General features: G+C 72.1%; 26 protein-coding genes and 2 tRNA genes. 21 read left to right on the forward strand and 7 right to left on the reverse strand.

Features of this window, described 5'->3' with window-relative positions; genetic code table 11:
- Together BM051_RS14000 and BM051_RS14005 are read right to left on the reverse strand one after the other, a co-directional pair.
- Positions 1-432, reverse strand: coding sequence for a Fur family transcriptional regulator (locus tag BM051_RS14000; RefSeq protein WP_092530572.1), 432 nt, complete (start codon positions 430-432; stop codon positions 1-3).
- Positions 429-842 carry an ArsR/SmtB family transcription factor gene (locus BM051_RS14005; protein WP_092530573.1) on the reverse strand — a complete coding sequence of 138 codons (414 nt, stop codon included), beginning with the start codon at positions 840-842 and terminating at the stop codon, positions 429-431. The genes BM051_RS14000 and BM051_RS14005 overlap by 4 nt, the downstream gene beginning before the upstream one ends.
- Before the next feature lie 368 nt (positions 843-1210).
- Between BM051_RS14005 and BM051_RS29040 the strand changes: the two genes are divergently transcribed.
- From BM051_RS29040 to BM051_RS14045, 8 genes are all read left to right on the forward strand, one after another.
- Positions 1211-2422 (forward strand): hypothetical protein, encoded by a 1212-nt coding sequence (locus BM051_RS29040; RefSeq protein ID WP_092530574.1) that lies wholly within the window; start codon positions 1211-1213, stop codon positions 2420-2422.
- A 221-nt stretch (positions 2423-2643) separates the two neighbouring features.
- On the forward strand, positions 2644-3243 hold the full coding sequence (locus BM051_RS14015; protein WP_243859646.1) for a class F sortase: 600 nt from the start codon (positions 2644-2646) through the stop codon (positions 3241-3243).
- Between the two features lie 104 nt (positions 3244-3347).
- The gene (locus BM051_RS14020; protein WP_092530576.1) at positions 3348-4736 is read left to right on the forward strand and encodes a glycine--tRNA ligase; all 1389 of its coding nucleotides are present in this window, start codon (positions 3348-3350) and stop codon (positions 4734-4736) included.
- A gap of 33 nt (positions 4737-4769) precedes the next feature.
- On the forward strand, positions 4770-5420 hold the full coding sequence (locus BM051_RS14025) for a YdcF family protein (protein ID WP_092530577.1): 651 nt from the start codon (positions 4770-4772) through the stop codon (positions 5418-5420).
- A gap of 98 nt (positions 5421-5518) precedes the next feature.
- On the forward strand, positions 5519-6829 hold the full coding sequence (locus tag BM051_RS14030) for a deoxyguanosinetriphosphate triphosphohydrolase (protein ID WP_092530578.1): 1311 nt from the start codon (positions 5519-5521) through the stop codon (positions 6827-6829).
- 44 nt (positions 6830-6873) lie between these two features.
- Positions 6874-7992: a serpin family protein gene (locus tag BM051_RS14035; RefSeq protein WP_092530579.1), complete on the forward strand. Its 1119-nt coding sequence runs from the start codon at positions 6874-6876 to the stop codon at positions 7990-7992.
- Positions 7989-9179: a glycosyltransferase family protein gene (locus tag BM051_RS14040; protein ID WP_243859620.1), complete on the forward strand. Its 1191-nt coding sequence runs from the start codon at positions 7989-7991 to the stop codon at positions 9177-9179. The genes BM051_RS14035 and BM051_RS14040 overlap by 4 nt, the downstream gene beginning before the upstream one ends.
- A gap of 135 nt (positions 9180-9314) precedes the next feature.
- Positions 9315-9902, forward strand: coding sequence for a carboxymuconolactone decarboxylase family protein (locus BM051_RS14045; protein ID WP_092530580.1), 588 nt, complete (start codon positions 9315-9317; stop codon positions 9900-9902).
- Here the strand turns inward: BM051_RS14045 and BM051_RS14050 are convergent.
- A complete protein-coding gene (locus BM051_RS14050) occupies positions 9888-10838 on the reverse strand; it encodes a sigma-70 family RNA polymerase sigma factor (protein ID WP_092530581.1) in 951 nt (316 codons plus the stop codon). The two genes, BM051_RS14045 and BM051_RS14050, sit on opposite strands and share 15 nt — an antisense overlap.
- 57 nt (positions 10839-10895) lie before the next feature.
- Between BM051_RS14050 and dnaG the strand changes: the two genes are divergently transcribed.
- The 3 genes from dnaG (at position 10896) to BM051_RS14065 (ending at position 14157) form a co-directional block, all read left to right on the forward strand.
- Entirely contained in the window at positions 10896-12800 is a 1905-nt protein-coding gene (gene dnaG / locus BM051_RS14055; RefSeq protein WP_425319717.1) for a DNA primase, read from the forward strand.
- A 61-nt stretch (positions 12801-12861) separates the two neighbouring features.
- Positions 12862-13383, forward strand: a complete 522-nt coding sequence (locus BM051_RS14060) for a hypothetical protein (protein WP_092530582.1) — start codon at positions 12862-12864, stop codon at positions 13381-13383.
- A 15-nt stretch (positions 13384-13398) separates the two neighbouring features.
- Entirely contained in the window at positions 13399-14157 is a 759-nt protein-coding gene (locus BM051_RS14065; protein ID WP_092530583.1) for a trans-aconitate 2-methyltransferase, read from the forward strand.
- A gap of 164 nt (positions 14158-14321) precedes the next feature.
- Here the strand turns inward: BM051_RS14065 and BM051_RS14070 are convergent, their stop codons facing one another.
- Positions 14322-14570 (reverse strand): hypothetical protein, encoded by a 249-nt coding sequence (locus BM051_RS14070; RefSeq protein WP_092530584.1) that lies wholly within the window; start codon positions 14568-14570, stop codon positions 14322-14324.
- A gap of 162 nt (positions 14571-14732) precedes the next feature.
- Between BM051_RS14070 and BM051_RS14075 the strand changes: the two genes are divergently transcribed.
- From BM051_RS14075 to BM051_RS14095, 5 genes are all read left to right on the forward strand, one after another.
- Positions 14733-14805 (forward strand) — tRNA-Asn (locus BM051_RS14075).
- Positions 14806-14953: 148 nt separating this feature from the next.
- Positions 14954-15235, forward strand: coding sequence for a hypothetical protein (locus BM051_RS14080; RefSeq protein WP_092530585.1), 282 nt, complete (start codon positions 14954-14956; stop codon positions 15233-15235).
- 107 nt (positions 15236-15342) lie between these two features.
- Positions 15343-15419, forward strand: a tRNA-Ile gene (locus tag BM051_RS14085).
- A gap of 101 nt (positions 15420-15520) precedes the next feature.
- Positions 15521-16789 (forward strand): site-specific integrase, encoded by a 1269-nt coding sequence (locus BM051_RS14090; protein WP_092530586.1) that lies wholly within the window; start codon positions 15521-15523, stop codon positions 16787-16789.
- Between the two features lie 956 nt (positions 16790-17745).
- The gene (locus tag BM051_RS14095; protein ID WP_092530587.1) at positions 17746-18315 is read left to right on the forward strand and encodes an NUDIX hydrolase; all 570 of its coding nucleotides are present in this window, start codon (positions 17746-17748) and stop codon (positions 18313-18315) included.
- Here BM051_RS14095 and BM051_RS14100 read toward each other — a convergent pair.
- On the reverse strand, positions 18280-19398 hold the full coding sequence (locus tag BM051_RS14100) for an NsdA family TPR-like regulatory protein (protein ID WP_092530882.1): 1119 nt from the start codon (positions 19396-19398) through the stop codon (positions 18280-18282). The genes BM051_RS14095 and BM051_RS14100 overlap by 36 nt on opposite strands.
- 183 nt (positions 19399-19581) lie before the next feature.
- Positions 19582-19959 (reverse strand): helix-turn-helix domain-containing protein, encoded by a 378-nt coding sequence (locus tag BM051_RS14105; RefSeq protein ID WP_092530588.1) that lies wholly within the window; start codon positions 19957-19959, stop codon positions 19582-19584.
- 156 nt (positions 19960-20115) lie between these two features.
- Here BM051_RS14105 and BM051_RS14110 point away from each other — a divergent pair, with 156 nt between their 5' ends.
- The 5 genes from BM051_RS14110 to BM051_RS14130 all read left to right on the forward strand — a co-directional run bounded on the left by BM051_RS14110 (position 20116) and on the right by BM051_RS14130 (position 24155).
- A complete protein-coding gene (locus tag BM051_RS14110; protein WP_166677754.1) occupies positions 20116-20397 on the forward strand; it encodes a helix-turn-helix domain-containing protein in 282 nt (93 codons plus the stop codon).
- Positions 20394-20783, forward strand: coding sequence for a WhiB family transcriptional regulator (locus BM051_RS14115; protein WP_424923292.1), 390 nt, complete (start codon positions 20394-20396; stop codon positions 20781-20783). The genes BM051_RS14110 and BM051_RS14115 overlap by 4 nt, the downstream gene beginning before the upstream one ends.
- The gene (locus tag BM051_RS14120; protein WP_092530591.1) at positions 20780-21109 is read left to right on the forward strand and encodes a hypothetical protein; all 330 of its coding nucleotides are present in this window, start codon (positions 20780-20782) and stop codon (positions 21107-21109) included. The genes BM051_RS14115 and BM051_RS14120 overlap by 4 nt, the downstream gene beginning before the upstream one ends.
- Before the next feature lie 101 nt (positions 21110-21210).
- On the forward strand, positions 21211-21969 hold the full coding sequence (locus BM051_RS14125) for a hypothetical protein (RefSeq protein ID WP_243859621.1): 759 nt from the start codon (positions 21211-21213) through the stop codon (positions 21967-21969).
- A complete protein-coding gene (locus BM051_RS14130; RefSeq protein ID WP_424923293.1) occupies positions 21966-24155 on the forward strand; it encodes a cell division protein FtsK in 2190 nt (729 codons plus the stop codon). Before BM051_RS14125 ends, BM051_RS14130 begins: the two co-directional genes overlap by 4 nt.
- A gap of 183 nt (positions 24156-24338) precedes the next feature.
- Here BM051_RS14130 and BM051_RS14135 read toward each other — a convergent pair whose 3' ends face one another.
- Entirely contained in the window at positions 24339-25211 is an 873-nt protein-coding gene (locus BM051_RS14135) for an endonuclease/exonuclease/phosphatase family protein (protein WP_166677755.1), read from the reverse strand.
- Positions 25212-25351: the final 140 nt, after the last annotated feature.

Consider the following 25351-nt stretch of genomic DNA (forward strand, 5'->3'; position numbering starts at 1 on the left):
TCAGTTCTCCTCGGCCCGGCAGGTGGCGCACGTGCCGACGATCTCCACGGTGTGGCTGATGTCGGAGAACCCGTTGCCGGCGGCGATCTTGTCCGCCCACCGCTCCACCGCGGGACCCTCGATCTCGACGGTGTACCCGCAGCGGCGGCACACCAGGTGATGGTGGTGGTGGGACGAGCAACGCCGGTAGATCGCCTCGCCGCTGTCCGTGCGCAGCACGTCGATCTCGCCGGCCTCGGACAGCGACTGCAGCGTGCGGTACACCGTGGTCAGCCCGATGCCCTCGCCCCGCTTGCGCAGCTCGTCGTGCAGCTCCTGGGCGGAGCGGAAGTCGTCCACCTCGTCGAGCAGTTCCACGACGGCGGCGCGCTGCCGGGTGGCCCGCCGGCCGGGCACGGGAGCTCGGCGCCGGGTGGTGGGGCCGCCGCTCACGACCGGTCGCCTTCCCGCACGGTTCCGCCTTCCTGAACATGGGTCACCGCGTCGGCCACGATGTGCGCCAGATGGTCGTCGACGAGGCGGTACACGACTTCCCGGCCGCGTCGCTCGCCGTGGACGACGCCGGCCGCCTTGAGCACCCGCAGGTGCTGGCTGATCAGGGGCTGGGCGGTGGCCAGCGCGTCGACGAGCTCGTGCACGCACCGGTGGCCGTCGCGCAGCTGCAGCACGATCGCGATCCGCACCGGGGCGGCCAACGCCCGCAGCAGCTCACCAGCGTCGGCCAGGGTAGCGGCCGGAGGCGGGGGCGTCGCCGCGGTGGGGGGCCGCTCCGGCGAGTGCACCTGCTGCTCCGCGTCCCCGGGCAGCCCCGGGGGTGCCGCGTCCGGGCTCACCGTCGGCATCTCGTCACTCCAGCGTCTCCGGCATCTGGTCGTGCCCACCTCGGCCGTCCCGAGAGGCGTCCCCACCCATCCTAGTGGCGCGCCGGCGGGTCCCCGGTCCCGACGAGGTGCCGGCCGGTCCGATCCCGGGTGGTTGTGGCCTCGACACGCCCGGTAACCCGACGCTACTCCATCCAGGTGGTTTCCGAGAATCCTTCGCGAATTGCCCGCGTTGTGACGGAGAAGGTGACAGGTTGTCGCCGAACGGTGCCCGGCTTCACGCTACGGTGTGACCCGTCGCGAGCCGGGGAGTGTGGGGACGCACAGGCCAGGGAGTCCCGGTCGCCCGTGATCCGGGTGATCGGCGACGAGGACGAAGCTGAGGAGCCATGACTCGTTTCGGGACGAAGCTGGCGGCCGGCGCGGCGGCACTCGCGCTCGCGGCCGCACCCGGATGGTTCACCGGCGCGGCGGCGCAGACCGGTGGTGGTCCCGCGGACGTCGCGGTGGACGAGCGGACCGGCCCGGTCGCGTTCGCCAACGTCGTCGCCGCCGAGATCGGCGAGGACGGCCAGGGCGGTGGGTTCCTCGTCACCAAGACTCAGCGCTCGCCGCTGCGGCCGGGCAGCTCGACGCTGTCGCGGGAGCGGGTGATGGTGCCCCAGAAGTCGGAGAAGCCACCCGCGCCGGGCGAGCCGGACGAGCGAGCCACGATGGGCGACTACCTGGTCCGGTTCGGCCCCGACGCCGGCGCGACGAGCCCGTTCCCGGCCGAGGTGCCCAGCCGCGAGCACGACGTGGTCGCCACGCTGCGGCCCGACACGGTCCCCACCGCGACCGCCGAGGCGAACTACGCGCTCCAGGTCCGGCCCGCGACCGAGGGGGACGGCGGTGGCGACGACACCGAGAAGCTCCCCGGGGTGGCGGCGACGGTGTTCGCCATCCAGGAGGCACGCAGCGCCGTCGAGTGCGCCGCCGTGGACCGGGTGGAGTCCGAGACCTCGGCCGCCACGCTGTGGGTGCGCCAGCGCGACGGTGAGCTCACCCCGGTCGACCCGCCGGCCGTCGGCGAGGAGCTGACCCTCACCGACCTGCCCATCGGCGCGCCGCTGACCCTGCACGGGGCGGACCCGGCCAAGACCACCTCCGACGTCGTGGTGCGCCGGGTGACCGCGTTCGACCAACTACTGCGCCAGGAGGAGTGGCGCGACGGCGACGTCACCGGCGTCGGCGGGTGGGCGGTCCGGATCACCAGCCACCTCCGGGACAGCGAGGGGGAGGTCCTCGTCGACAAGGAGGGTGAGCCCACCCAGGTCGTGACCCGGCTCGTGCTCGGCGGGGTGAGTTGCTCGCTGCCCGCCGGCTTCACCCCCGTCCTGGACCGGCCCACCGTCCCGGTGAAGATCCCGGCAGGGTGGATGGCCGAGGCCCAGGTGATCGGCGGCCCGGTGGGCGACCGGACGATCGAGGCCGAGGCCCCGTTCGACCCCGCGGCCGGTGTCGGCCTGGTGGCCGGCGGTGCGCTGCTCGGCGCCGGCGCCGTAATGCTGTGGCGGCGCGCCCGGCGGGCCGGCCTCGACCGGACCGACCACACGGGATGACCGTGCCCCCGGACTCCACCGAGCCGACCGGCCCCGCCCAGTCCCCGGCACCGGGCGCCGAGCGGCTCGGGTCCGCCGTGTCGGCGGGCTCCGCTGGGCCGAGGGGCGGTGCCGGGCCGAGGGGGGCTGCCGGACCGCCGGGGTCCGCCGGGCCGACCGACGCCCCGGGAGGCGTCGATCCCGCGCGGGGCCGCCGGCGCGCGCTCGCCGCGGTCGCCGCCCTGCTCGCGGTCGCCGCCGTGGCCGCCGGGGTGCTCGTGCTGGTCCGCCCCTGGGCGGCGCCGCCCGAGCCCACGGCACCACCGCCCGCGGCCGCGCCACTCGTCGAGCCGCCCGCCGCGACGACCTCGGCCCCCGTGCGCCAGGTGGCCGCGCAACGGCCGGGCACCGTCCGGCTGCCGGAGGGCGGCACGGCGACACTGGTCCGCCGCGAGCTCACCGCCGACGGCACCCTGCCCATCCCGGACAGCCTCGGGGAGGCCACCTGGTGGGGCGCGGAGCTCGGTGCCGGGCACGGCGCGGCGCTGCTGTCCGGCCACGTGAACTGGAACCGGAGGAAGGGGCCGTTCGACGAGCTGTGGCGGATCCGGTCCGGCCAGGAGGTCATCGTGCTGGACACCGCCGGCGGCCGCTGGGTCTACCGGGTCACCGACGTGCTCACCCTGCACAAGGACGAGCTGCCCGCGCACGCGCAGCGGCTGTTCGGCCAGGACGGGCCGCACCGGCTGGTGCTGGTCACCTGCGGCGGGGACTACGTCGGCGGCACCGACGGGTACCGGGACAACAGGATCGTGACCGCGGAGTTGGTGAGCCGTCCGTGACCGGTGTTCGCGGCGGGTAATCCCCCCGCGAGGCCGCGGGAGCGGCCGGATACGCTGACAGCTCAGAGTTCCGATAACCGTTCCCGCATGACTGGAGAGCGTGGGTGGCCGCCAACACGATCGAGACCGTCGTCAGCCTGTGCAAGCGCCGGGGCTTCGTCTTCCCCAGCGGGGAGATCTACGGCGGTACCCGGTCGGCCTGGGACTACGGCCCGCTCGGCGTCGAGCTGAAGGACAACATCAAGCGGCAGTGGTGGAAGACCATGGTGCAGGGCCGCGACGACGTGGTCGGCCTCGACTCGTCGGTCATCCTGCCCCGCCAGGTGTGGGTGGCCTCCGGACACGTCGACGCGTTCGTCGACCCGCTGGTCGAGTGCCTGTCCTGCCACCGCCGCTTCCGTGCCGACCAGATCGCCGAGGAGTACGCCGAGCGCACCGGCAAGCAACTCGCCGAGGGCGACCTGTCCGACGTGCCGTGCCCCAACTGCGGCGTGCGCGGGCAGTACACCGAGCCGCGCGAGTTCAACGGGCTGCTCAAGACGTTCCTCGGTCCGGTGGAGTCCGAGGAGGGGCTGCACTACCTGCGCCCGGAGACCGCGCAGGGCATCTTCGTCAACTTCCTCAACGTGCTGACCACGTCGCGGAAGAAGCCGCCGTTCGGCATCGGCCAGATCGGCAAGTCGTTCCGCAACGAGATCACCCCGGGCAACTTCATCTTCCGCACCCGAGAGTTCGAGCAGATGGAGATGGAGTTCTTCGTCGAGCCCGGCGAGGACGAGCGCTGGCACCAGCACTGGATCGACCTCCGCACCGAGTGGTACACCGACCTGGGGATCCGGCGGGAGAACCTGCGGCACTACGAGCACCCCAAGGAGAAGTTGTCGCACTACTCGAAGCGCACCGTCGACATCGAGTACCGCTTCGGGTTCTCCTCGGGGCAGGAGTGGGGTGAGCTGGAGGGCATCGCCAACCGCACCGACTTCGACCTCACCACGCACGCCAACCACTCCGGTGTCGATCTGTCCTATTTCGACCAAGCTTCCGGTGAGCGGTACCGGCCGTTCGTGATCGAGCCGGCGGCCGGGGTGGGCCGCCCGATGATGGCGTTCCTGCTCGACGCCTACACCGAGGACGAGGTGCCCAACGCCAAGGGCGGGCTGGACAAGCGGGTCGTGCTGAAGCTGGACTATCGGCTCGCGCCGGTGAAGGTCGCGGTGCTCCCGCTGTCCCGCAACGCCGATCTGACCCCGAAGGCCAGGGACATCGCCACGAGCCTGCGCAAGCTGTGGAACGTGGAGTTCGACGACGCCGGCTCGATCGGCAAGCGGTACCGGCGCCAGGAGGAGATCGGCACGCCGTTCTGCGTCACGGTGGACTTCGACTCGCTGGAGGATCAGGCGGTCACCGTGCGCGAGCGGGACACCATGGCCCAGGAGCGGGTGGCGATGGACAAGCTGGAGTCCTACCTGGCCGCCCGGCTGCCCGGCTGCTGACCTGGCATCGGACGGCGCCGGCGAGGGAGGAGCATGCGGCCACGGGGAGACGGGGCGTCCGGAGCGCGCTGGTTGGGTCGTACCGTGCTCGGAGCGGTGCTGGTCGGCGCACTGGTGATCGGGGGGACGGCGGTCCGGGTGTGGCAGGTGGCCCGCGGTGACGACCGTTCCCGGGCCGACGTGATCGTGGTGCTCGGCGCCGCGCAGTACAACGGGCGGCCCTCGGAGATCTTCGCGGCCCGGCTCGCGCACGCCAAGCGGCTCTACGAGCAGGGCGTGGCGCCGGTGGTGGTCACCTCGGGCGGGAGCAAGGCCGGCGACGCCTACACCGAGGCCGAGGCCGGTGCCCGGTGGCTGGTCGCGCAGGGCGTGCCCGCGGAGCGGACCGTGCCCGTCGAGCAGGGCCACGACACGCTCGGGACGCTGCGCGCCGTGGCGGAGCGCGCGCACGCCCTCGGCTGGCGCTCGGCGGTGATCGTCAGCGACCCGTGGCACTCGCTGCGGGCCCGCACGATGGCCCACGACCTCGGGCTGCGGGCGTGGACGTCGCCGACGCACCGCGGCCCCGTGGTGCAGACCCGGGAGACGCAGGCGCGTTACATCATCCGGGAGACCGGCGCGCTGCTGTACTACCGGCTGGCCAAGCGGCCGGCCGACGACATCGGCGGCGCCGGCCTGGGCTGACGCCGCCGCGCGGGACATCGACCAGCACCGACCGGTACAGCCAACCGGGATCGTCGGGAAGAAGCCGAGTGTCGGCGGGGCGGCTTAAGCTGGCGCGGGTGAACGGATACACCGGCCACGACCGCGCGCGGCGCGTCGCCGAGCCGCCGAAGACCGCGGCGCTGCCCGGCGCGCACCCGACCGCGCGTGGGGACTTCGCCCGTGACCGGGCACGGGTGCTGCACTCGGCGGCGCTGCGCCGGCTGGCCGGCAAGACCCAGGTGGTGGGCCCGGGGGAGGGTACGGAGATCAGCGGTGTGCCGCGGACCCGGCTGACCCACTCGCTGGAGGTGGCCCAGATCGGCAGGGGCATCGCCGAGGAGCTCGGCGCCGACCCCGACCTCGTCGACACCGCCGGGCTGGCGCACGACATCGGCCACCCGCCGTTCGGGCACAACGGCGAGCAGGCGCTCAACGCGGTCGCCGCGCCCTGCGGTGGGTTCGAGGGCAACGCCCAGACGCTGCGCATCCTCACCCGCCTCGAGCCCAAGGCGCTGGACGGCGACGGCACCCCCGCCGGGCTCAACCTCACCAGGGCCTGCCTGGACGCGGCCACCAAGTACCCGTGGCCCCGCCCCCTCGACGCCGCCGAGACGTCGGCGCCCTCCGCCGCGGCCGCGCAGCCGAAGTTCGGGGTCTACGCCGACGACCTCGCCGTGTTCGAGTGGATGCGCGCCGGCGCCCCGGAGCGGCGGACGTGTCTCGAGGCGCAGATCATGGACTGGGCCGACGACGTCGCCTATTCCGTGCACGACGTGGAGGACGGCGTGCTGTCCGGCCGCATCGCGCTGCGGGTGCTCACCGACCCCGCCGAGCGCACCGCGGTCGCCGAGCTCGCCGCGAAGCACGTCACCACCGCCTCGGTAACCGACCTGGACGCCGCCGCCGCGGACCTGGCGCGGTTGCCGGTGGTGGCGGTGCTGACCGGCGGGCCGTACGACTCGTCGCTGGGCGCGCAGGTCGCGCTCAAGCGGCTGACCAGCGAGTTGGTCGGCCGGTTCGCCGGCGCCGCGGTGACCGGCACCCGGGAGGCGTATGGGGAGGGGCCGCTGCGCCGGTACGGCGCGCGGCTGGTCGTGCCGCAGCGGGTGGTGGCCGAGGTGGCCGTGCTCAAGGCGCTGGCGCTGCGGTACGTGATGAGCGACCCGCGTCGGCTGGCGACGCAGGAGGGCCAACGGCAGGTGCTGGCCGAGCTGGTGGAGGTGCTGTGCCGGCGCGCGCCGGAGGCGCTGGACCCGGTGTTCCACGCCGCGTGGGTGGCCGCCGACGACGACGCGGCGCGGCTGCGGGTGGTGATCGACCAGGTGGCGTCGCTGACCGACGCGCAGGCCAGGGCCTGGCACTCCTGGCACACCGGCTGGCACGGCTAGCGGGTGCGTGGCAGCGACCGGCGCGGGGCCGGTAGTTTCGGGGAATGGCCGACCGTGAGCCCGAACACGCCCACCTGAGCTTCGCCCTCGCCCTGCACCGGTCGGTGGCCGGCGCGGCCGGCGACTCCTGCCTGTCGCCGTACTCGGTGGCCAGCGCGCTGACCCTGGCGGCGAGGGCCGCCCGCGGGGACACCGCCGGCGAGCTGGCCCACCTGCTGGCCGGGTCGCCGGCCGGGCTGCCGGAGCAGGCCGCGCTGTTGCGGGCCGCCGCGGAGCTGGCCGAGCCCGCCGAGCGGCAGGAGGAGCCGGTGCTCGCCGTGGCGAACACGCTGTGGGCGTGGGAGAAGTTGCCGATCCGGGACGAGTTCCGGGCGGAGCTGGCCGGCTGGGTGGGTGGCCGGGTGGCGACCGCGCCGTTCGCCGAGGACCCGGAGGGTGCCCGGCGGATCATCAACGACGACATCGACCGGGCCACCCACGGGCTGGTGCCCGAGCTGCTCACCCCGGGCACGGTGCGCGACGACACCGTCGCCGCCCTGGTGAACGCGCTGTACCTGCGCACCGCGTGGGTGTTCCCGTTCCCGGAGTCCGACACCGCCGAGGCCGACTTCACCGCGCCGGACGGCGTGCGCCGGGTGCCGACGATGTACCAGGTCGAGCGGCTCGGCTACGCCGCCGACGCCGGCTGGCAGGTGGTGTCGCTGCCGGCCGTGGGCGGGGTGCAGGCGGTGGTGCTGCTGCCGGACGGCGACCTGGCCGACCGGGAGCCCGGGCTCGACGCGGACACGCTCGGCCGGCTGCTCGCCGGAACGCGGGAGCGGCTGGTGCACCTGTGGCTGCCCCGGATCCGGCTCGATCTGCGCAGCGAGCTCACCCGGCCGCTGCGGGCGCTCGGCGTGCGCACCATGTTCACCTCGGCCGCCGACTTCGGCGGTCTCACCGACGACCCGCGGTTGCTGGTCTCCGACGTGCTGCACCAGGCCGTGCTGCGGCTCGACGAGCGGGGCCTGGAGGGCGCGGCGGCGACGGCGGTGATGATGCGGCTGGTGATGATGCCCGAGGGCGATCCGGTGGAGGTCCGGGTGGACCGACCGTTCCTGCTGCTGGTGCGGCACGCCATGACCGGTGCGGTGTACTTCCTCGCCAGGATCACCCGGCCGTGAGTGGGAGAGGCGCCGGATACGCCCTGTCCGGTGTGGAACCGGGTGCCGCCCGGTCGCCGCGGGGCCGGCTGCCCGCCGCGGTGTACGCGCACGCGGCCGGGGTGTACCTGCTGGTGCAGGCGGTCGGCGTCGGGGTGCTGGCGCTGCTGGCCGCCCGGCACGACCTGACGCTGCTCGGCCGGCTGACCGCCTGGGACGGCGCGTGGTACCTGTCGCTGGTCGAGTACGGCTACGACGGGGTGGCGCCCGGCCTGCGCGACGCGCACGGCGAGATCTTCCCCGAGGCGCCGCTGGCGTTCTTCCCACTCTACCCGGCGCTGGTGGTGGGCCTGGCGCAGCTGCCGGGGGTGGGCGAGGTCGGCGCGGCGATCACCGTGAGTGTCCTGTGTGGACTGGTCATGGCGCTCGGCCTGGTGCGCCTCGCCCGGCACCTCGACCCCCGGCCGCGGGTCGGGCTGCTGGCGGTGGCGCTGGTCGCCGGGGCGCCGATGGCCATCACCTTCGCCATGGTCTACACCGAGGCGCTGTTCTGCGCGCTCGCGGTGTGGGCGCTGGTGTTCGTGCTCGAGCGGCAGTGGGTGCTGGCCGGGGTGGCCTGCCTGCTGGCCGGGTTGGCCCGCTCGACGGCGAGCGTGCTGATCGGGGCGGTGGTGCTGGCCGCGCTGGTGGCGGCGTGGCGGGGGCGGGACCGCGCGGCGGCGCTGGCCTGCGTCGTGCTCGCCCCGCTGGGGCTGCTCGGGTTCTGGGGGTTCGTGGCGGTGCGCACCGGCAGCCTCACCGGGTGGTCGGACATCGAGTGGCGGGGGTGGAACACCCGGTACGACTTCGGCGGGGAGACCGTCGGGTTCGTGCTCGACACCCTGGCCGAGGGGCCGTCGGTGATGCAGGTCGGCGCGGTGCTGGCGGTGTTCGCCGCCATCGGGTTGGGGGTGCTGGCGTTCCGCCGGCTGCCGTGGCCGCTGGCGCTGTACGGCGCCGGGGTGGTGCTGCTCGTGGTGGGCACCGCCGGGTTGCCGGCGGCCAAGCCGCGGTTCCTGCTGCCGGCCATGGTCGTGCTGTTGCTGCCGGTGGCGATGGCGCTGGCCCGCCGGAGCCGGAACACGATGCTGGCGCTCACCGTCGCGTTCGTCGCGCTCGGCGTCTGGTACGGCGGCTACGCGCTGACCGGCTGGAGGTACGCCATCTGAGCCGCTACCGCCCGTCGACCACGTCCCTGGCCGGGCTTGCCACCACTCCGTGCTGCGCTCATGGATGGCGCTGTCACATCCCACGGCGCCGTCTCGTCCCCCGGGTGACGACACATCGATCCCAGGGAGGACGCCATGCCCCGCATTCCCGCGGTGCCCGCCACCGCCGCCGGCCCGATCCTGCGGCTGGCCTACCGGTTCGCCCGCCGGCGCTTCGGCGCCGTGCCCGAGCCGTTCGCGGTGGCGGCCCACCACCCCCGGCTACTGTGGGCCGGCGGCGTGCACGAGCTGCTCGTCGAGAAGGCGGCCACCACGCTGCCACTGGCCGTGCGCGAGTTGGCCGTCTACCGCACCGCCGTGCGACTCGGCTGCTCCTGGTGCGTCGACTTCGGCACCATGCTGCAGCGGCACCATGGCCTCGACATCGACCGGCTGAAGGCCATCGACGACTACCCGACCTCGGAGCTGTTCACCCGGCAGGAGCGGCTGGCCCTGGCCTACGCCGACGCGATGACCGCCACCCCGGTGACGGTGACCGGCGAGCAGGTGGCCGAGCTGGAGCGCGAGTTCGGCCGCAAGGGTGTGATCGAGCTGACCTACCTCGTCGCGGTGGAGAACATGCGGGCCAGGACGAACAGCGCCCTCGACATCACCGACCAGGGCTTCACCTCGGGGGAGGCATGCCAGGTGCCGATGCCCGGGACGAGCTCAGCCGAGCGGTAGCCGGGCCAGCTTGTCCGGGTTGGCCTGGTCGTAGATCGCCACGATCCGGCCGTCCCGGATGGCGAAGGTCTGCACGTGGGCGTCCAGGTCGAGGTAGCCGTCGCCGCCCGGCTCGGCCGGCAGGTGCACGCCGAGGTCGCCGTTGACCAGTACCGGCCGCCCGCCGCTGAACGCCCCCGGTCGGTACTTGCCCAGCAGCCCGGCGAAGAACCGGACGATCCGCTCGGCGCCGACCATGACCCTGCGGGTGGTGCGGGCCTTGCCGTCGGCGTCGCCGATCAGCACCGCGTCCGGGTGCAGCAGCTCGGCCACGGCCCGTACGTCGCCGGACAGCAGCGCCGCGGTGAACCGCTCCAGTACCGCGCGCTGCTCGTCCAGCGACGCCCGGGGCGGCGGGTCGGCGGCGGCGACCGCCCTGCGGCCGCGCGAGGCGTGCTGCCGGGCGGCGGCGGGGGAGCAGCCGAGCACCGCGGCGATCTCGGCGAACGGCAGAGCGAACGCGTCGTGCAGGACGAACGCCAGCCGCTGCTCCGGCGGCAACGTGTCCAGCACGACCATCGCGGCCATCCGCACGCCCTCGTCGCGGACCACCGCGTCCAGCGGATCGGCCCCGTCGACCGAGGTGACGATCGGCTCCGGCAACCACTCCCCGACGTAGCGCTCCCGCCGCACGGCCGCCGAGCGCAACCGGTCGAGGCAGATCCGGCCGACCACCGTGGTCAGCCACGCCCTGCGGTCGCGGATCGCGGCGCGCTCGGCGCCGGTCAGCCCGGTCAGCCGCAGCCACGCCTCCTGGACCGCGTCCTCGGCATCCGCCCGCGACCCCGTGACCCGGTAGGCGACCGACATCAGGTGCGCCCGGTAGGAGTCGAACTCGGCGGCGTCGGGCGCGGCGGTGTCGGGTTCGAGCGGGCGCTCGTTCGGGGGAACGGTCATGGTGGCAGTCTGCACCGGACGCGGCGGCCGCGTCCGCTCGCGGGGCCGCGCACTAGAGTGGGGTCCGTGGCGGGACGAATCCGGGAGAGTGACATCGCGGAGATCCGCGAGCGCAACCGGATCGACGAGGTCGTCGGCGAGTACGTGGCGCTGCGGCGGGCCGGTGGTGGCGCGCTGAAGGGGCTGTGCCCGTTCCACGACGAGAAGACCCCGTCGTTCAACGTGCGGCCGACGCACGGCACCTTCCACTGCTTCGGCTGTGGCGAGGGCGGCGACGTCATCAAGTTCGTGATGAAGATGGAGCTCGTCGGCTTCCCGGAGGCGGTCGAGCGGCTGGCCGACCGGGTCGGCTACCGGCTCACCTACGAGGGCGGCGGCAGCAGCGTCCGGCGCGACCCGGGCACCCGCGCCCGGCTGGTCGAGGCGCACCGGGCCGCGCAGGAGTTCTACGCCGAGCAGCTGGCGTCGTCGGACGCGAGAGCGGCCAGGGAGTTCCTCACCGAGCGCGGGTTCGACGAGGCGGCGGCGCGGACGTTCGGCTGCGGGTTCGCGCCGGGTGGCTGGGACCGGCTCACCAAGTACCTGCTGAACCGCGGGTTCGAGTTGGCCGAGCTGTACAAGGCGCAGCTGTCCAAGGAGGGTCGGCAGGGGCCGATGGACCGGTTCCGCCGGCGGTTGGTGTGGCCGATCAGGGACCTCGGCGGCGACGTCGTCGGCTTCGGCGCGCGGCGGATCTTCGACGACGACCCGATCCAGGCGAAGTACCTCAACACCAGCGAGAGCCCGATCTACAAGAAGTCGCAGGTGCTGTTCGGGCTCGACCTGGCCAAGCGGGAGATCGCCCGGCGGCACCAGGTGGTGGTGGTCGAGGGCTACACCGACGTGATGGCCATGCACGCCGCCGGCGTGCCCACCGCGGTCGCCGCGTCCGGCACGGCGTTCGGCGAGGACCACATGAAGATGCTGCGCCGGCTGATGATGGACGACGACGCCTTCCGCGGCGAGGTGGTCTTCACCTTCGACGGGGACGCGGCCGGGCAGAAGGCCGCGATGAAGGCGTTCGAGGGCGACCAGACTTTCGCCGGGCAGACCTACATCGCGGTGGCGCCGGACGGGATGGACCCGTGTGAGCTGCGGCTGGCCAGGGGCGACGCCGCGGTGCGCGACCTGGTCGCCCGGCGCACGCCGCTGTTCGAGTTCGCGATTCGCAGCATGCTCGCCGAGTACGACCTGGACTCGGTCGACGGGCAGGTGGCCGCGCTGCGCCGCACGGTGCCGTTGGTGGCCCGGATCAAGGACAGGGCCAAGCGGGACGGCTACGCGGCCAAGCTGTCGTGGTGGGTCGGCTGGCAGGACGAGGCCATGGTGGTGCGCCGGGTCCGCGAGTCGGCCGGCGTGCCGGTGACCGTCACCGGCCGGCGGGCGCTGGCGCGGCAGAACGGTTCCGCCAACGGGTCCGCGTCCGAGATCGCCCGGCCGGACCCCGGCGACCCGCGGCTGCGGGCGCAGCGCGAGGTGCTCAAGGCGGCGCTGCAGGAGCCGGCGATCGCTGGGCCGGAGTACGACGCGCTGCCCGAGGAGGCGTTCACCCACCCGGCGTACGTGGCGGTGCACCGGGCGGTGCTCGGCGCCGGGGGGGCGGCGTCCGGGCTGAGCGGGCCGGCGCTGCTCGACGCGGCGAGCGAGCACGCTCCACAGGGGACGGTGCGGTCGCTGCTGTCGGAGCTTGCGGTGGAGCCGTTGCGGGCCAGGGACGAGGTCGACGTCCGCTACGTCGCGGGGGTGCTGGCCGCGGTGCAGGAGAACCTCGTCGGGCGGCAGATCGCGGAGATCAAGTCGAAGCTGCAGCGGCTGTCACCGGTGGACGCGGCCGAGGACTACCGGTCGCTGTTCGGCGACCTCGTGGCGCTGGAGCAGTACCGGAAGGCGCTGCGGGAGCAGGCCGTGGGAGGGATGGTGTGACGGTGCGCGCGACCCATCCGGCTCGGCGGGTGCTGGTGGCGGGCGCCGGCGAGGAGGGGGCGTGAACCTGCTGCGGCGGTTGTTCGGAGACGAGTCGCCCCCGGACCTCGCCGGCGCGCTCGAGCCCGGCGAGCACGTGGTGAGCTCCGCGGCGGTGGAGTCCGGCGGGGTGGTGGCGGTGACCGCGCTCGGGCTGTGGGTGCCCGGGCCGGACGGGGTGCGGCGGATCGGCTGGCACCTGGTCGACAAGGTGGTCTGGAAGCTGGGCGTGCTGGCGGTGACCGAGGCCGAGGAGGTCGGGCGGGCCGGTGCGGCGGTGGTCTTGGCGGATCGCCCGCCGGCGCGGTTCGTGCTGCCGCGGCCGGGGGCGCTGCCCAAGCACGTGCGGCAGCGGGTGGACGGGTCGATCCGCGGCCGGTACCGCAAGGAGCTGCCCGGCGGGGGCGGGTGGTTCGTGTTGCGCAAGGTGCCCGGCCGGGACGGCGTGGTGCTGCAGGTGCGGCCGGATCCGGAGGCGGACCCGGAGCCGCTGGCCGAGATGGCCAGGGAGGCGGCGGCACGGCTGGTCGACACCGCCGAATAGCAGTACGCTCGTACTGTGAAGTGGGATCCCGGGAAGTACCTGGAGTTCGCCGACCTGCGGGCGCGGCCGTTCCACGAGCTGGTGGCGCGGATCGGGGCGCGGTCGCCGCGGCGGGTGGTCGACCTCGGGTGCGGGCCGGGAAACCTCACGGCGGTGTTGGCGAAGCGGTGGCCGGGGGCGCGGCTGGAGGCGGTGGACGGCTCGGCGGAGATGGTCGCGGCGGCGCGGGCGGCGGGGATCGCCGCCGAGGTGGGCGACGTCCGCGAGTGGGTGCCGGAGCCCGACACCGACGTGGTGGTGTCGAACGCCGTGCTGCAGTGGGTGCCCGGCCACCGGGAGCTGCTGCGGCGGTGGGCGGGGGCGCTGCCGGCGGGAGCGTGGCTGGCGGTGCAGGTGCCGGGCAACGGCGCGTCCCCGTTCCACGCCGTGGTGCGCGAGCTGGCTCGGTCTCCCGAGTGGGTGAACCAGCTGGGTGACGTGGTGTGGCGGGAGGAGGTCGACGACCCCCGTGGCTATGCCGACCCGCTGGCCGACGCGGGGTGCGCGGTGGACGCGTGGGAGACGACGTACCTGCACCGGGTGGCCGGGCCGGGCGCGGTGCTGGAGTGGGTCACCGGGACGGTGCTGCGCCCGGTGCGCGCCGCGCTGGACGACGTGGCGTGGGACCGTTTCCGCGCGGAGCTGGCGCCGAGGCTGGCCGAGGCCTATCCGTCCCGGAGTGACGGGAGCACGTGGTTCCCGTTCCGCCGGGTGTTCGTGGTGGCCCGGGTGTGACCCTGGCCCGGCGTGCTTCCCGGCCTGCCCACACCGGATCGAGAGCCGGCTCCCGCCGCACCGGGCGGTTCCGCGAGTGCGTTCCGGGCCGTGCTGACGGCCGGGGGCTGAGCGCCGGCCGCCCCTGGTCGGCCGGCGCTGCCTGGTGCTGGCCGGGTGTCGGGTCAGGCCTGGCGTGTCGTGGTGTCGGCGGCGCGGCGCTGGCCGTCGGGGCCGTGGGCGGTGTGCCGGCCGAAGGGGACCCGCTCGCCGAGCTGCTCGCCGATCTTGGCCCTGGCGATGCCGGCGGCGCCCTGGACCGCGGGGTGGTCGATGATCGTGCGGTAGTGGCGCACGATCTGCTCGTACCGGCCGCGGCCCGCCCTGGCGCCCAGCACGTAGCCGACGGCGGCGCCCAGCAGGAATGCCTTCATCGTCTCCCCACCTCCTCGTCCGGCGTTGGCGGACCTCCCGTCATTGTCCCCCAGCACGCGCGGTGCCGCCGCCGTCACACCGCCCGGGGTGGCTGCAGGCGGTGTTCGGGCATGCGTTAGAGTCTCTACCCGTCGGCCGGCACGCTCCGGCCGGCGCGGCGTTCCCCTGTAGCTCAATTGGCAGAGCATTCGGCTGTTAACCGAAGGGTTGCTGGTTCGAGTCCAGCCGGGGGAGCAGGAGCCCAGGTCTCAGGCCTGGGCTTTCTTCGTGGGTCCGGCCTGCGGTGATCCATCGCACGGAAACCGAACACATATGCCGCCTCTCGTTTCCCGGGGGTGATCATGCTTCCCGCGCCGCGATCCCGTCGGCCCAGGAGCGGCTGGTGACCCCCGGTGGCGCGGAGCGGGTCGTGACGGGGGTGCGCGAGGTGGTGAACGCGCACGATCCCGAGGGGTTGCTCGCGTCGGGTTGCCCGCCGGACGAGTACGAGCCGGAGATCCAGCACTTCGCCCGGCTGATCCTGGCCGGCCGGAGGATCACCGGCGAGGTGGTCGTGGAGGTGTGGGGCCACTGGTTCGGCGCCGCCGGGTACCTGCAGCGTCACGACCAGCACGAGCGTCTGGCCGCCGACCTCCGCGCGGTGGCCGAGCGACGGGAGCGCTGACGCGTCCGCTGTGTGCCGTCGCCTGCCCGAGCCGATCGCGCCATACGGTAGGTTCAACCTCTGCCGGGGGAGGTCGGACTATGGAACACCCGCCCCCGGACGCACTGGGGCCGGTAGCTCAGCAGGTTAGAGCAGGGGACTCATAATCCCTTGGCCGCGGGTTCGAGCCCCGCCCGGCCCACCAGTATTACCAGGGCAAATGGTCTCGTCGGAGGCTAGCCCGTCTGGGCTTGTCCATCGCTCTGTCCATTGACAGGCCGTGTAGCGCCCCTCACGCTGGTAGACATGAGCGGCTCAGCGACCAGCGATAAGCACCGCCAGCGCGGCAGCGTGCGCCAGCGCGGCAACTCGCTACAGGTGCGCGTGTACGCCGGTGTCGACCCGGTGACGGGCAAGCCGAACTATCTCACGGAGACGATCAAGGGCACCGACAAGGCGGCCCACCGGCGAGCGAGCAAGGTCATGACGAAGCTCCAGGCGCGGGTGGACGCGCAGCGCTCGCCGAGCAGCTCAGTGAGCTTCTCGCACGCCGTGGACGAGTGGTTGCGAACAGCGGACATCGAAGACACGACTCGGCATGGCTACGTGGGATACATCGAACGGAGCATCCGTCCGGTGCTGGGTGACCTTCCGGTGAACAAGATCACCGCTCGGACACTGGAGACATTTTACGGGGAGCTCCGGCGCTGCCGACTGAACTGCGACGGGCGGCCGTTCGTCGAGCACCGGGCCGAGGGCGAGCACGACTGCGCCGAGAAGAAGTGCGCTCCCCACCAGTGCAAGGGGATGGCGGCGTCGACCGTGCGGCAGGTGCACTCGATCATCAGCGGTGTGCTGAACGCGGCCGTTCGGTGGGACTGGATCAGCTCGAACCCGGCCCGAATCGCCCAGCGGCCGAAGCAAACTCCGCCCCAGCCGGACCCGCCGTCCCCGGCGCAGGCAGCCAAGCTGGTGGACAAGGCGTTCGAACTGGACGAAGCGTGGGGAACGCTCGTCTGGCTCGCGATGACAACGGGAATGCGCCGCGGTGAGGTGTGCGCGCTGCGCTGGTCGCGCGTCGACCTCGACGAAGGCATTGTCGAAGTGCGGAGCAGCTACACGACGTTGCGCGGTGTCGGCCGGGAGAAGGACACCAAGACGCACCAGATGCGCCGCATCGCGCTCGACACGGAGACGATCGTATTGCTCCGCGAACACAAGAACCGCTGCGACGAACTGGCCCGAAGCTTTGGCCTCCCGTGGAGCGAGGACTTCTACGTGTTCCACGAGGTGTCGGGTGACCTCACCAAGCCGTACTCGCCGGAGTCGGTGTCGAACCGCTACAAGAAGATGGCCAAGCGCCTCGACATCGACACCCACTTCCACGCACTCCGCCACTACTCGGCCACCGAACTGCTGACGGCCGGCATCGACCTCCGCACCGTCGCCGGACGCCTAGGTCACGGCGGTGGTGGCGCTACGACTCTCCGCGTCTACGCCGCGTGGGTCGCCGCGGCAGATCGGAAGGCAGCCGAGATCCTCGGCTCCCGCATGCCGAAGGTTTCAAGGAAGTGAGGTGGCCTTAGAGCCAGCCGCCCGAGTGAATACAATGCAGTCGCATGAGAATCTTTCGTCCCGTCAAGTTGTGCTCGTGTCCTATTGGTCAGTTCTGGCGCGAATACTGGATCCGTCAGCGTAATGCAGCTCTTCTTGTGCTCACCTTCCTGTTTATTTCTTATCTATCTCTCTTGGCTGCTCGTCATTTCGGATTGATAGGCAAGGGCCTGGCTTTGTGGCTCATTTTCACTGCGGCAGCGCTGGGTGGCTGCCTTTGGTTAGTACGCAGTGTCGCCCATCGTCCACCTCCTGATTGGAAGTCATTGCAGACTGCGGACTTCAACAGCGTTGTCTGGTTCGTGATTCTTACCGCCCTCGCGTGGTGGGCAATTTGGCGAGTTCACTACGGTGGAGTGAAGCTTCTATATGCAACCGGCATCTTCGTGGCACTGACTTGTTTTTTCGCCTACGAAGTGGTACTGCGGATCCCCAGACGGATAGAGCGATTTGTGAAGAGTAGCCTTTCTGAGAAGTTGCCACTCGAATCGCTTGCGCTGCAGAGGCAGTACTCTGCTCACGAGTGGAGGTGTAAGGCTGGGGAAAACTCAAAGCTTCGACAGGCGCGCAACGCGAGATTGAGGAAAGCTGCTGACGCTCGAAGAAAATATCGTGCAGGGGTGGGCGGGTTCGCACGCGTGTACAGATTTCTCGCAAACATTGTTGTGCCATACGCGAATACCCCATCGTGGCTCTCCGCGTTTATGGCTTCAGCTTCGCTGTTCGTGGCTTTTGTGCCTATTTTTCAACCTTCCCCCTTGAGTGCGTTCTTCCTGTTTGTTCCGTTCTTTCTCATAGCTCCTATTGATTACCTTAGGCGGCGGCTGAGCGGGACGGTTGATAGTCACACACAAGGTGGGGAAAGTCCGGGGCCTGGTCTCAGTTGGCCCCGTGAGCCTGTGCGTAGGCTGTCGGCCGTGGCTGACGAGCATGGGTCGTGGCAGAGGTTTGGGGAGCGGTTGGTGTATGACAACCGCTGGGTGAAGTTGGGGCTTGCGGATGTGCAGGCGCCGAATGGGGAGCGGTGGGAGTACCACGTGGTGCACCTGGCGCGGATCGCGATCGCGTTGATCGTGAACGAGCGGGACGAGGTGCTGATGTTGTGGCGGTACCGCTTCCCGACCGATCAGTGGGGGTATGAGCTGCTCGGTGGGCTGGTGGAGGACGGTGAGGAGCCGGCCGTGACGGCGGCGCGGGAGGCGGCCGAGGAGAGCGGGTGGCGGCCGGTCGGCGAGCCGGAGCACCTGATCAGCTTTGAGCCGTTGCCGGGGCAGGTCACCGCGCCGACGGAGGTGTACCTGTGGCGGCGGGCCGAGCACGTGGGCGAGCCGACCGACACCGAGGAGGTGGGCCGGGTGGAGTGGGTGCCGCTGGCCCGGGTGCCGGAGCTGGCCGCGCGTCAGCAACTGCTGGGTGCGGGTGCGTTGGTCCCGTTGCTGTACTACGTGGCCTCACGTGGGCAGGACCAGGGCGGACAGTCGGGCTAGCTGCCGGTCGGACCTGATCTGCACCGCTAATCGGCGCGCTTGGCGTGCGTGGGTGAGCGCGGCGTCTCGGTCGCCAGCGGCGGCGAACGCGTAGGCGAGATCGGCGAGCATCCCGGTGCGGGCGCGGACGAACGTGGCCGGTAGCCGGGGCAGCGCCGCGGTGAGTTGGTCGATCGCCTCCGCCTCGCCGAGGCGGCAGAGCGCGGCGCCGCGCCACCGGTCCAGGTGCACGCCGCCGAGGAACAGGTACGGCAGCGCCGGGTCCACCGGATCATCGGGCAGGAGCGCGCGGGCGGCGTCGAACGCGCGTAGTGCGTCGTCCCGCCGGCCGGCGGCGGCCAGTCCCTCGCCATGGGCCGCGGCCAGCCACGCGCGGAGCAGTCCGGGTGCCACGGTGTCGGCGATCCGGCGTGCCTCGGCCATCTGCTCCACGGCGGCCGCGGTCTCGCCGAGATCGAGCAGGATGAACGCCTGCTGGGCGGTGGCGTGCGCGAGCAGGATCGGCGAGCCCGCCTCGCGCGCCGCCGCCTTGGCGGTCTCGTGGTGCTCCCATGCCTGCCGGATCGCGTTGCGGTCCAGCGCTTCCCACCCGGCCAGGGCCGCCGCCTCGGTCAGCACACCGGCCAACGCCTCGCGTCGACCGCGGCCGACGCCGAACGCGAGCAGCCGGGTCACCTGCTCGATGTTGGCGCGGAGCTGGTCGAGCACGGTGACCCCGCCGAACTGGCGGTCAACGTGGCGCGCCTGGTCGAGCTGCCGACGGAAGACCTCGACCGTCTCGGCGTCCACGCTGCGCGCCACGGCCAGCCGGGCGCGCAGCTCCGCGGCCCCGCCATCGTCGGTGTCCTCGGGTGGGAAGCCGAGTTCCTCGTTCGTGCGCCCGTAGATGTCGCGGAACAGGCGTTGGTACGGCTCGCTGACCTGTTCGTGCCCGTTCTCCCAGCGGGACAGCTTCGTCTTCAGGCTGGTCGCCGACATCACCGGGATTCCCCGCGCGGCGGCCCGCTGGATCACCAGGCGAATGACGTCCTCGGCCTTGTAGCCGAGCTGCTTGCGCACCCCCTGCAACCTGGTCGCCGGCATCATCCCCCCTACGTCAGATAACCACCCTGACCTGCGAAGTTAATTGCGGTTAATGGCGAGGCCGTTAACCGTCGCCACCTGCGAAAAGCCCTGTCGCTGTCGTTTTCTTGGGGCATGAACGAGAACGACAGCCCCACTGCGGCAGCGGGTTCGAGGCGCATCGACCGGGCGGGCATCCGGCATTTACCGGGTGTCCCGTCGGGTTGGCGGGACCACGGCGGCGAGCCCTGCGCTCAGCGCGTCGAGCCGCTCGGTGATCTCGCGCAAGTGCTCCTCGATGGCAGCCAGCCGGGCGGGCACGTCGTCGTGGTTGGCCTCGCCCGGCTGGGGCGGGCGGCGTCCGCTGAGGACGGCGCTCAGGTGGCCGGGATGCCACTCCAGCGCGATCGACAGCGCTTCGAGCGTGCGAGCGCTGCGGCGCCGCTCCACGGTGTGGTGCTGGATCTCGCGAATGATGGCCTGCGAGACGTGCGAGCGTTCGGCAAGCTCGCGCTGACGCAAACTCAGTTCGCGCATGCGCTGGTCAATCGCCTTCGCGACCGCCGCCCAGTCTTCCGCCACCCATTCCTCCGTGGTCCGCCTGAGAGCTGAGATTAGCGCTTTCTGATGACAGCGCGCCGCCCGGCGTCGCGCTTCTGGACCAATCGCGCCCTTCGATGCGCTGATATCTGCTGTCTTTCATCTCTTTTTCCTTCTTTGAGCTTAAGGAAACCATCAATGAGTACCGCTATGCCGAATGCCGGTGCGCCGGTGTTCTACACAGTGCGGGAGACCGCGCGGATCCTGCGGGTCGACCCGTCCACGCTCTACCGGGCGATCCGGGAAGACGCCTTCCCGGCCGTCCGTGTGCGCTACCGCTACGTCGTCCCCGCCGCGGCGCTGAATCGGTTGGTCGCGGAGGCTGCCGAGTCGGGTGGGTGTGTCGATCCGGCCCGGTTGGTGGCTCGGCGTCGGGCGGAGCGTGAGGTGGCGCGTCTGTCCGGGGGTGCGCCGTGGTGAGCCGGGACGCTTTGCATGCGGAGTTGGCCGCGCGGTTGGACCGGTTCGCGGATGTGCCGGATGCGGTGTTGTGCGCGGTGGTGACCCGGGACGGGTTGTGTTTCTGGGTGTTCGACCGGGCGGAGATGCCGGAGCTGTCCGGGGAGCCGGAGCGGGATCGGGCGTTGGCCGCGTGGTTGTGCGCGGGCTGCCCGGTGCTGGACGCCTGCCTGGAACTGGAGTTGCGCACCGCCGGCGCGGAGTCGGTGGGGGTGTGGGGTGGTCTGGCCGAGGACGACCGCCGCGCCGTGCACCGCGCCTGGGCCGTCCGCCGCGCGGCGGGCGGGCGGCGGGTGTGGAAGGTGCGCCATCCCAACCGCCGCCCCCGAGGGGGTGAGTGGGAATGACCGTGCAACTCAGTCCGGAGCAGGTGTTGGCCGGGTTCGGTGTGCTGGTCGCGCTGGTGTGGGTGTGGCGGGCCGGGTCCCGTCGCGCTCGGCGGGCGGCCGAGGCGGCCCGGGCCGGGAGTCGGGTGGTGTCGCTGGCCGGGCGGGTGCTGCTCACCGCCGGGTGCCTGGTGGGGGTGCAGTGGCTGGTGATCACCTACGTGGACAACCTGACGGTGTTGCTGGTGGTGCTGTCGATCCCTGATGTGATCGCCGCGCACGTGCTCACCCGCGCTCTGACCGTCACCGAGTTGGGCACGACCCGGCGGCCTGGTGATCGCCGATGAACCCCCAACAGCACACACGCGGCCGGAAGGGGTGGGCCGCCGAGGGGCGGACCACCCCCACCCCCGGAGTCGGCAGCGCGCCGGGGAGCCGGGTGCGGCGGGTGGCGACGGAGGCGGCCGAGGCCGCGGAGCTGCGCGCCTATGACTCGCATCCGGAGGTGGTGGCGTGGCGGGTGGAGCGGGTGCGCACGCAGGTGGATCGGTTGTGCTGGGCGGGCATCGGACTCGGGCTGTGCTTCACGATGGCCAACGTGCAGCACTTCGCCGCCGCCGGCGCGGCGGCGTGGTCGCTGCCGTGGCTGGCGGCGTGGCTGCTGGACCCGGCGGTATCGCTGGTGCTGCTGGCGATCCTGCGGGCCGAGCAGGTCACCGCCCGCTACCGCCTCCGCACCGGCGGATGGGCGCGGGCGGCGAAGTGGGCGGCGCTGGCCGCCACGTATGTGATGAACACCTGGCAGTCCTACGCCGCCGGCTCGCCCGCGGCGATCGTGCTGCACTCGGTGCCCCCGCTGATGGTGTTCGTGGCCGCCGAAGCGATCACTGACGTGCGGGACAAGCTCACCGAGGCCGTCACCGTCGCGTTCACCGACGCCACCCGCGACCACCCGGTGAACTCCCCGGCCACCGTTCACCGTTCCGGTGAGGCGTCCACCGGTCGTCGGCGGGGTGAGAAGCGGCGGAAGCTGTTCGGTGACTATCTCGCCGAGGCGCGGGCGGCGTGGACGCCGGGGGTGGTGGTCACCCCGGCGTGGGTGCGGCAGGTCACCGACTGCTCTCGCGGGCTCTCGCCCCGGCTGGCCGCCGCGCTGGCCGCCGAGCTCGACCGGGACACCGAGCATGGCGGGGAGGTGGACCAGTGAACCCCTCCAAGCGAGAACATCTGGACGCGGCCGAGCTGGACCGGGCGCGTTCACGAGCGGTCGAGCCGGCCGAACTGGTGTTGGACGGTGAACTGGTCGACGACCCGCCACCCACCACCGGTCCGCGTTCACGGCCGGTCCGGTGGCGGGTGTGGTGGCAGCGGTTCACGGACTGGTGGCTGCGGTCATCGCGGGTGCCGGTGTCGCTGAAGAACCGGGCGCAGGCGCGGCAAGCCGCCAAGGATGCCGTGGCCGCGGCGGCGCGGTCGCCGTGGCGCTATCTCGGCGCGGTGGTGCGTGGGGTGGTGGCCGGGGTGCGGTGGTGGCGCCGCTGGGTGACGGTGGCCGACTATCGGGAGGCGGCTGAGGAGTCGGAGAAGCTGGCGGACAAGTTCACCGAGATTCGCGAGCTGACCTTGTTCCGCTGGCGGGTCACCCTCACCGTCGCCCTGCTCACCCTGACCGCCGGCGCGCTGGTGTTCCTCATCTACGGTCCCCGTCCACTCTGGACCACCGCCGCCCTGGTGTCGGTGGCGCTGGCAATCCTCGGTCGACGCAAGGACGGCAGCCCCGGGCGCAAGGCGGTGCTGGCCGGACCGCGGTCACTGGCCTGGACGATGGACCCCCAGGTCCTGGTGGACGCCTTCCGGGACGCCAAGCTGATCAGCAAGGACGAAACCCTCCGCCTGGTCGAACGCGCCCACCGTATCGGCGAAGGCTGGGCCATTACCGTCGACCTGCCCGCCACCAGGAAGGCGGCCGATGTGATCAAGCACCGGGAAGCGTTGGCCTCGGCGCTGGCGGTGGACGAGGTGCAGTTGATCGCCGAGCGGGTGCGCGGCAACGGCGGGCACGCCGGCCGCGTGGCGTTGTGGGTGGCCGACAGCGACCCGTACGCCACGCCGCCACGGCGTACGCCGTTGCTGGGAGTGGAGCGGTGGGACGCATGGCGGCCGGTGCCGTTCGGCCGCGACGCGCGTGACCGGCGGGTGGACCTGCCATTGGTGTGGACGTCGTTGCTGGTGGGTGCGATTCCCCGGCAGGGCAAGACGTTCGCCGCCCGCCTGGCCGCCGCCGGGTTGATCCTCGACCCGTACACCCGGCTCTACGTGGCCGACTTCAAGGCGGGCAAGGACTGGGACGCCTGCGCGCGGGTGGCGCACCGGTTCCTCTCCGGTGACGACCCGGATCACGTGCTGGCGCTGGTCGCGTGGCTGGCCGAGTTGGTCGGGGAGGTGCAGGGCCGCTACCGGCGGATGCGCACGCTGGACGACACCGTGTGCCCGGAATCCAAGATCACCCCGGAGATGTCACGGGACTCTACTCTGGACATGCCGGTCACCGCCGTCATCGTGGACGAGGTACAGGTTCCGTTGGAGGAACGGACCCCGGTGGACGTGCAGGGCAAGCGGATTCCCGCCGGGGAGTACGTGGGCGAGCTGCTCACGTGGTTGGCGAAGAAGGGACCGGCGGCCGGGATCGTGCTCGTGCTGGCCACCCAGCGGCCCGACTCCGCCACCATCCCCTCCGGACTGCGTGCGGTGCTCGGGTCGCGGTTCGCGCTGCGGGTGATGGACTGGCGCGACAGCAACATCGTCCTCGGCGAGCAGATGAACACCCGCGGCTACGACGCCAGCCGGCTCCTGCCCTCCCACAAGGGTGTCGGTATTCTGCGACCGGACGGCGACACCGCGGCCGGGGCGGACGTGCTCGCGATGACGGTGCGGACGTACTACATGCCGAACGAGGACTGGCGGACCCTTTGCGAGCGCGGCCGGGCACTGCGCGACGCGGCCGGAACCCTCACTGGGCACGCCGCCGGGCAGGACATTCGGCCGGCGCCGGAACACCCCGCAGTGGCCTCACTCGGCGCCGTTCCCACGCCGCGCGAGCGCTCGGCGAACGTGCCGGAGCCGCTGGCCTCGGTGGTGGCCTACCTGGGCGAGGATCTCGACCGGCGGGAGTTCGTACCCACCGCCGAGTTGGTCGACGCGCTCGGTGTGGAGCCCACCGCGTTCGGCCGGCAGATGGGCGAGCTCGACTGCCGCTCCGTCCGTGACCGCATCACCGACGCCGACGGCCACATCCGGCAGGTCCGCGGCTACTTCACCGCTGATTTGCGTGCCGCGATCGACGCCCACCGCGACGGCCGCGCGGAACCGTGTGAACCACCAGACGACGGGTAGCGGTCTACCCGTCACACCCCAGCGGACCCGTCACACCCGTCACGAACGTGTGTGACGGGTTCCGGCATGCGGTGACCAGCGGAAACACCAGTGGTGACGGGTGTGACGGGGCTCCGCCAAACCCGTCACGGCTCCCGCACACCGCCCTCACCGGGCCGGTTGCGCGACGCGCCCAGCGACCCGTCACACCCGTCTCGTGAGCCGGTAGGCGCCGTGGACGTAGGCGTGGTCGGACAGCTCCGGCGGTGGCTGGACGACGCGGTAGGCGTCGACGGCGGCGGAGAGACCGGCGCCGCGGAAGATGCGGTCGATCCGCAAGCCCACTCCGTCAGCGTCGGGGGAGGTGGTGACGGTGGGGTCGCCGGCTTGTTCGCCCATGTCGCGGAAGCCGTAGAGGGTGCGCAGCTTGTCGAGTTGGCGGGTGTCGATCTTCCACCGCCCGGTGGCCGGGTTGTGCCATGCTTTCTGCTCGATCTTGTGCAGCTCGCCCCGCCGCGCGCACACCTTGAACCAGTCGGTGGGTAGGTGTTCGCGGTACCAGCCGGAGGTGGCGTTGAAGTCCCCCACGATCAACGCTGCCGTGCGGCCCCAGGTGGCGAGCCGGTTGGCCGCCTGATCGAACGCGGTCCGCCCCAACCCGCCCTGCCAGTGCTCGCAGCACAGTGCCGTCTCCACGCCGTGGATGTCGGCGATGAGGAATCCCTGCCGGCGCAGCGGCACGTCCGCGGCTTGCGGGTCGTGCCACTCCAGTGGCCGCACCACCGCCGTGTTCACCAACAGGACGGGGTGGTTGCGATGCCCCGGGCGGACGGACACGAATGGTTCGTACCAGCCGTGGCGCAGCGCGGTCGACAGCCGGGCGACCACGTCTCGGCGCAGGACCCGTTGCCCGTCGCGCAGGCAGTGGGTGCCCTCCGGCAGCCCGAGCACATCCGGTGGGACCGGCGTCTGCGCCAACAGCCACTCGAGTGCCGCCGCCAGCCGGTGATGCCCTTTCCCGGGTGACCAGCCCAGGCGGGCGATGTTCCACGTGCCGACGCTGAGCACTGCGCGCACTGTGCCACCGCCGCTCGTGCCGGTCAGCAGCGCGCACCGCACTTGGCGCACACCGACACGCCATCCCGCTGAACGGGCTCATGCACGCCGCCTTTCGGGCAGCGGAACAACGCCTCGTGATCGTCCGAATTCCACCAGCG

This window comes from Amycolatopsis arida, assembly GCF_900115565.1.
GTDB lineage: Bacteria > Actinomycetota > Actinomycetes > Mycobacteriales > Pseudonocardiaceae > Yuhushiella > Yuhushiella arida.

Excerpts from the sequence above, each read along its gene's own strand:
- BM051_RS14005 (WP_092530573.1), bottom strand. The coding sequence starts at position 842 with ATGCCGACGGTGAGCCCGGACGCGGCACCCCCGGGGCTGCCCGGGGAC.
- BM051_RS29040 (WP_092530574.1), top strand. The coding sequence starts at position 1,211 with ATGACTCGTTTCGGGACGAAGCTGGCGGCCGGCGCGGCGGCACTCGCG.
- BM051_RS14025 (WP_092530577.1), top strand. The coding sequence starts at position 4,770 with ATGCGGCCACGGGGAGACGGGGCGTCCGGAGCGCGCTGGTTGGGTCGT.
- BM051_RS14035 (WP_092530579.1), top strand. The coding sequence starts at position 6,874 with ATGGCCGACCGTGAGCCCGAACACGCCCACCTGAGCTTCGCCCTCGCC.
- BM051_RS14045 (WP_092530580.1), top strand. The coding sequence starts at position 9,315 with ATGCCCCGCATTCCCGCGGTGCCCGCCACCGCCGCCGGCCCGATCCTG.
- BM051_RS14050 (WP_092530581.1), bottom strand. The coding sequence starts at position 10,838 with ATGACCGTTCCCCCGAACGAGCGCCCGCTCGAACCCGACACCGCCGCG.
- BM051_RS14070 (WP_092530584.1), bottom strand. The coding sequence starts at position 14,570 with ATGAAGGCATTCCTGCTGGGCGCCGCCGTCGGCTACGTGCTGGGCGCC.
- BM051_RS14090 (WP_092530586.1), top strand. The coding sequence starts at position 15,521 with ATGAGCGGCTCAGCGACCAGCGATAAGCACCGCCAGCGCGGCAGCGTG.
- BM051_RS14100 (WP_092530882.1), bottom strand. The coding sequence starts at position 19,398 with ATGCCGGCGACCAGGTTGCAGGGGGTGCGCAAGCAGCTCGGCTACAAG.
- BM051_RS14110 (WP_166677754.1), top strand. The coding sequence starts at position 20,116 with ATGAGTACCGCTATGCCGAATGCCGGTGCGCCGGTGTTCTACACAGTG.
- BM051_RS14120 (WP_092530591.1), top strand. The coding sequence starts at position 20,780 with ATGACCGTGCAACTCAGTCCGGAGCAGGTGTTGGCCGGGTTCGGTGTG.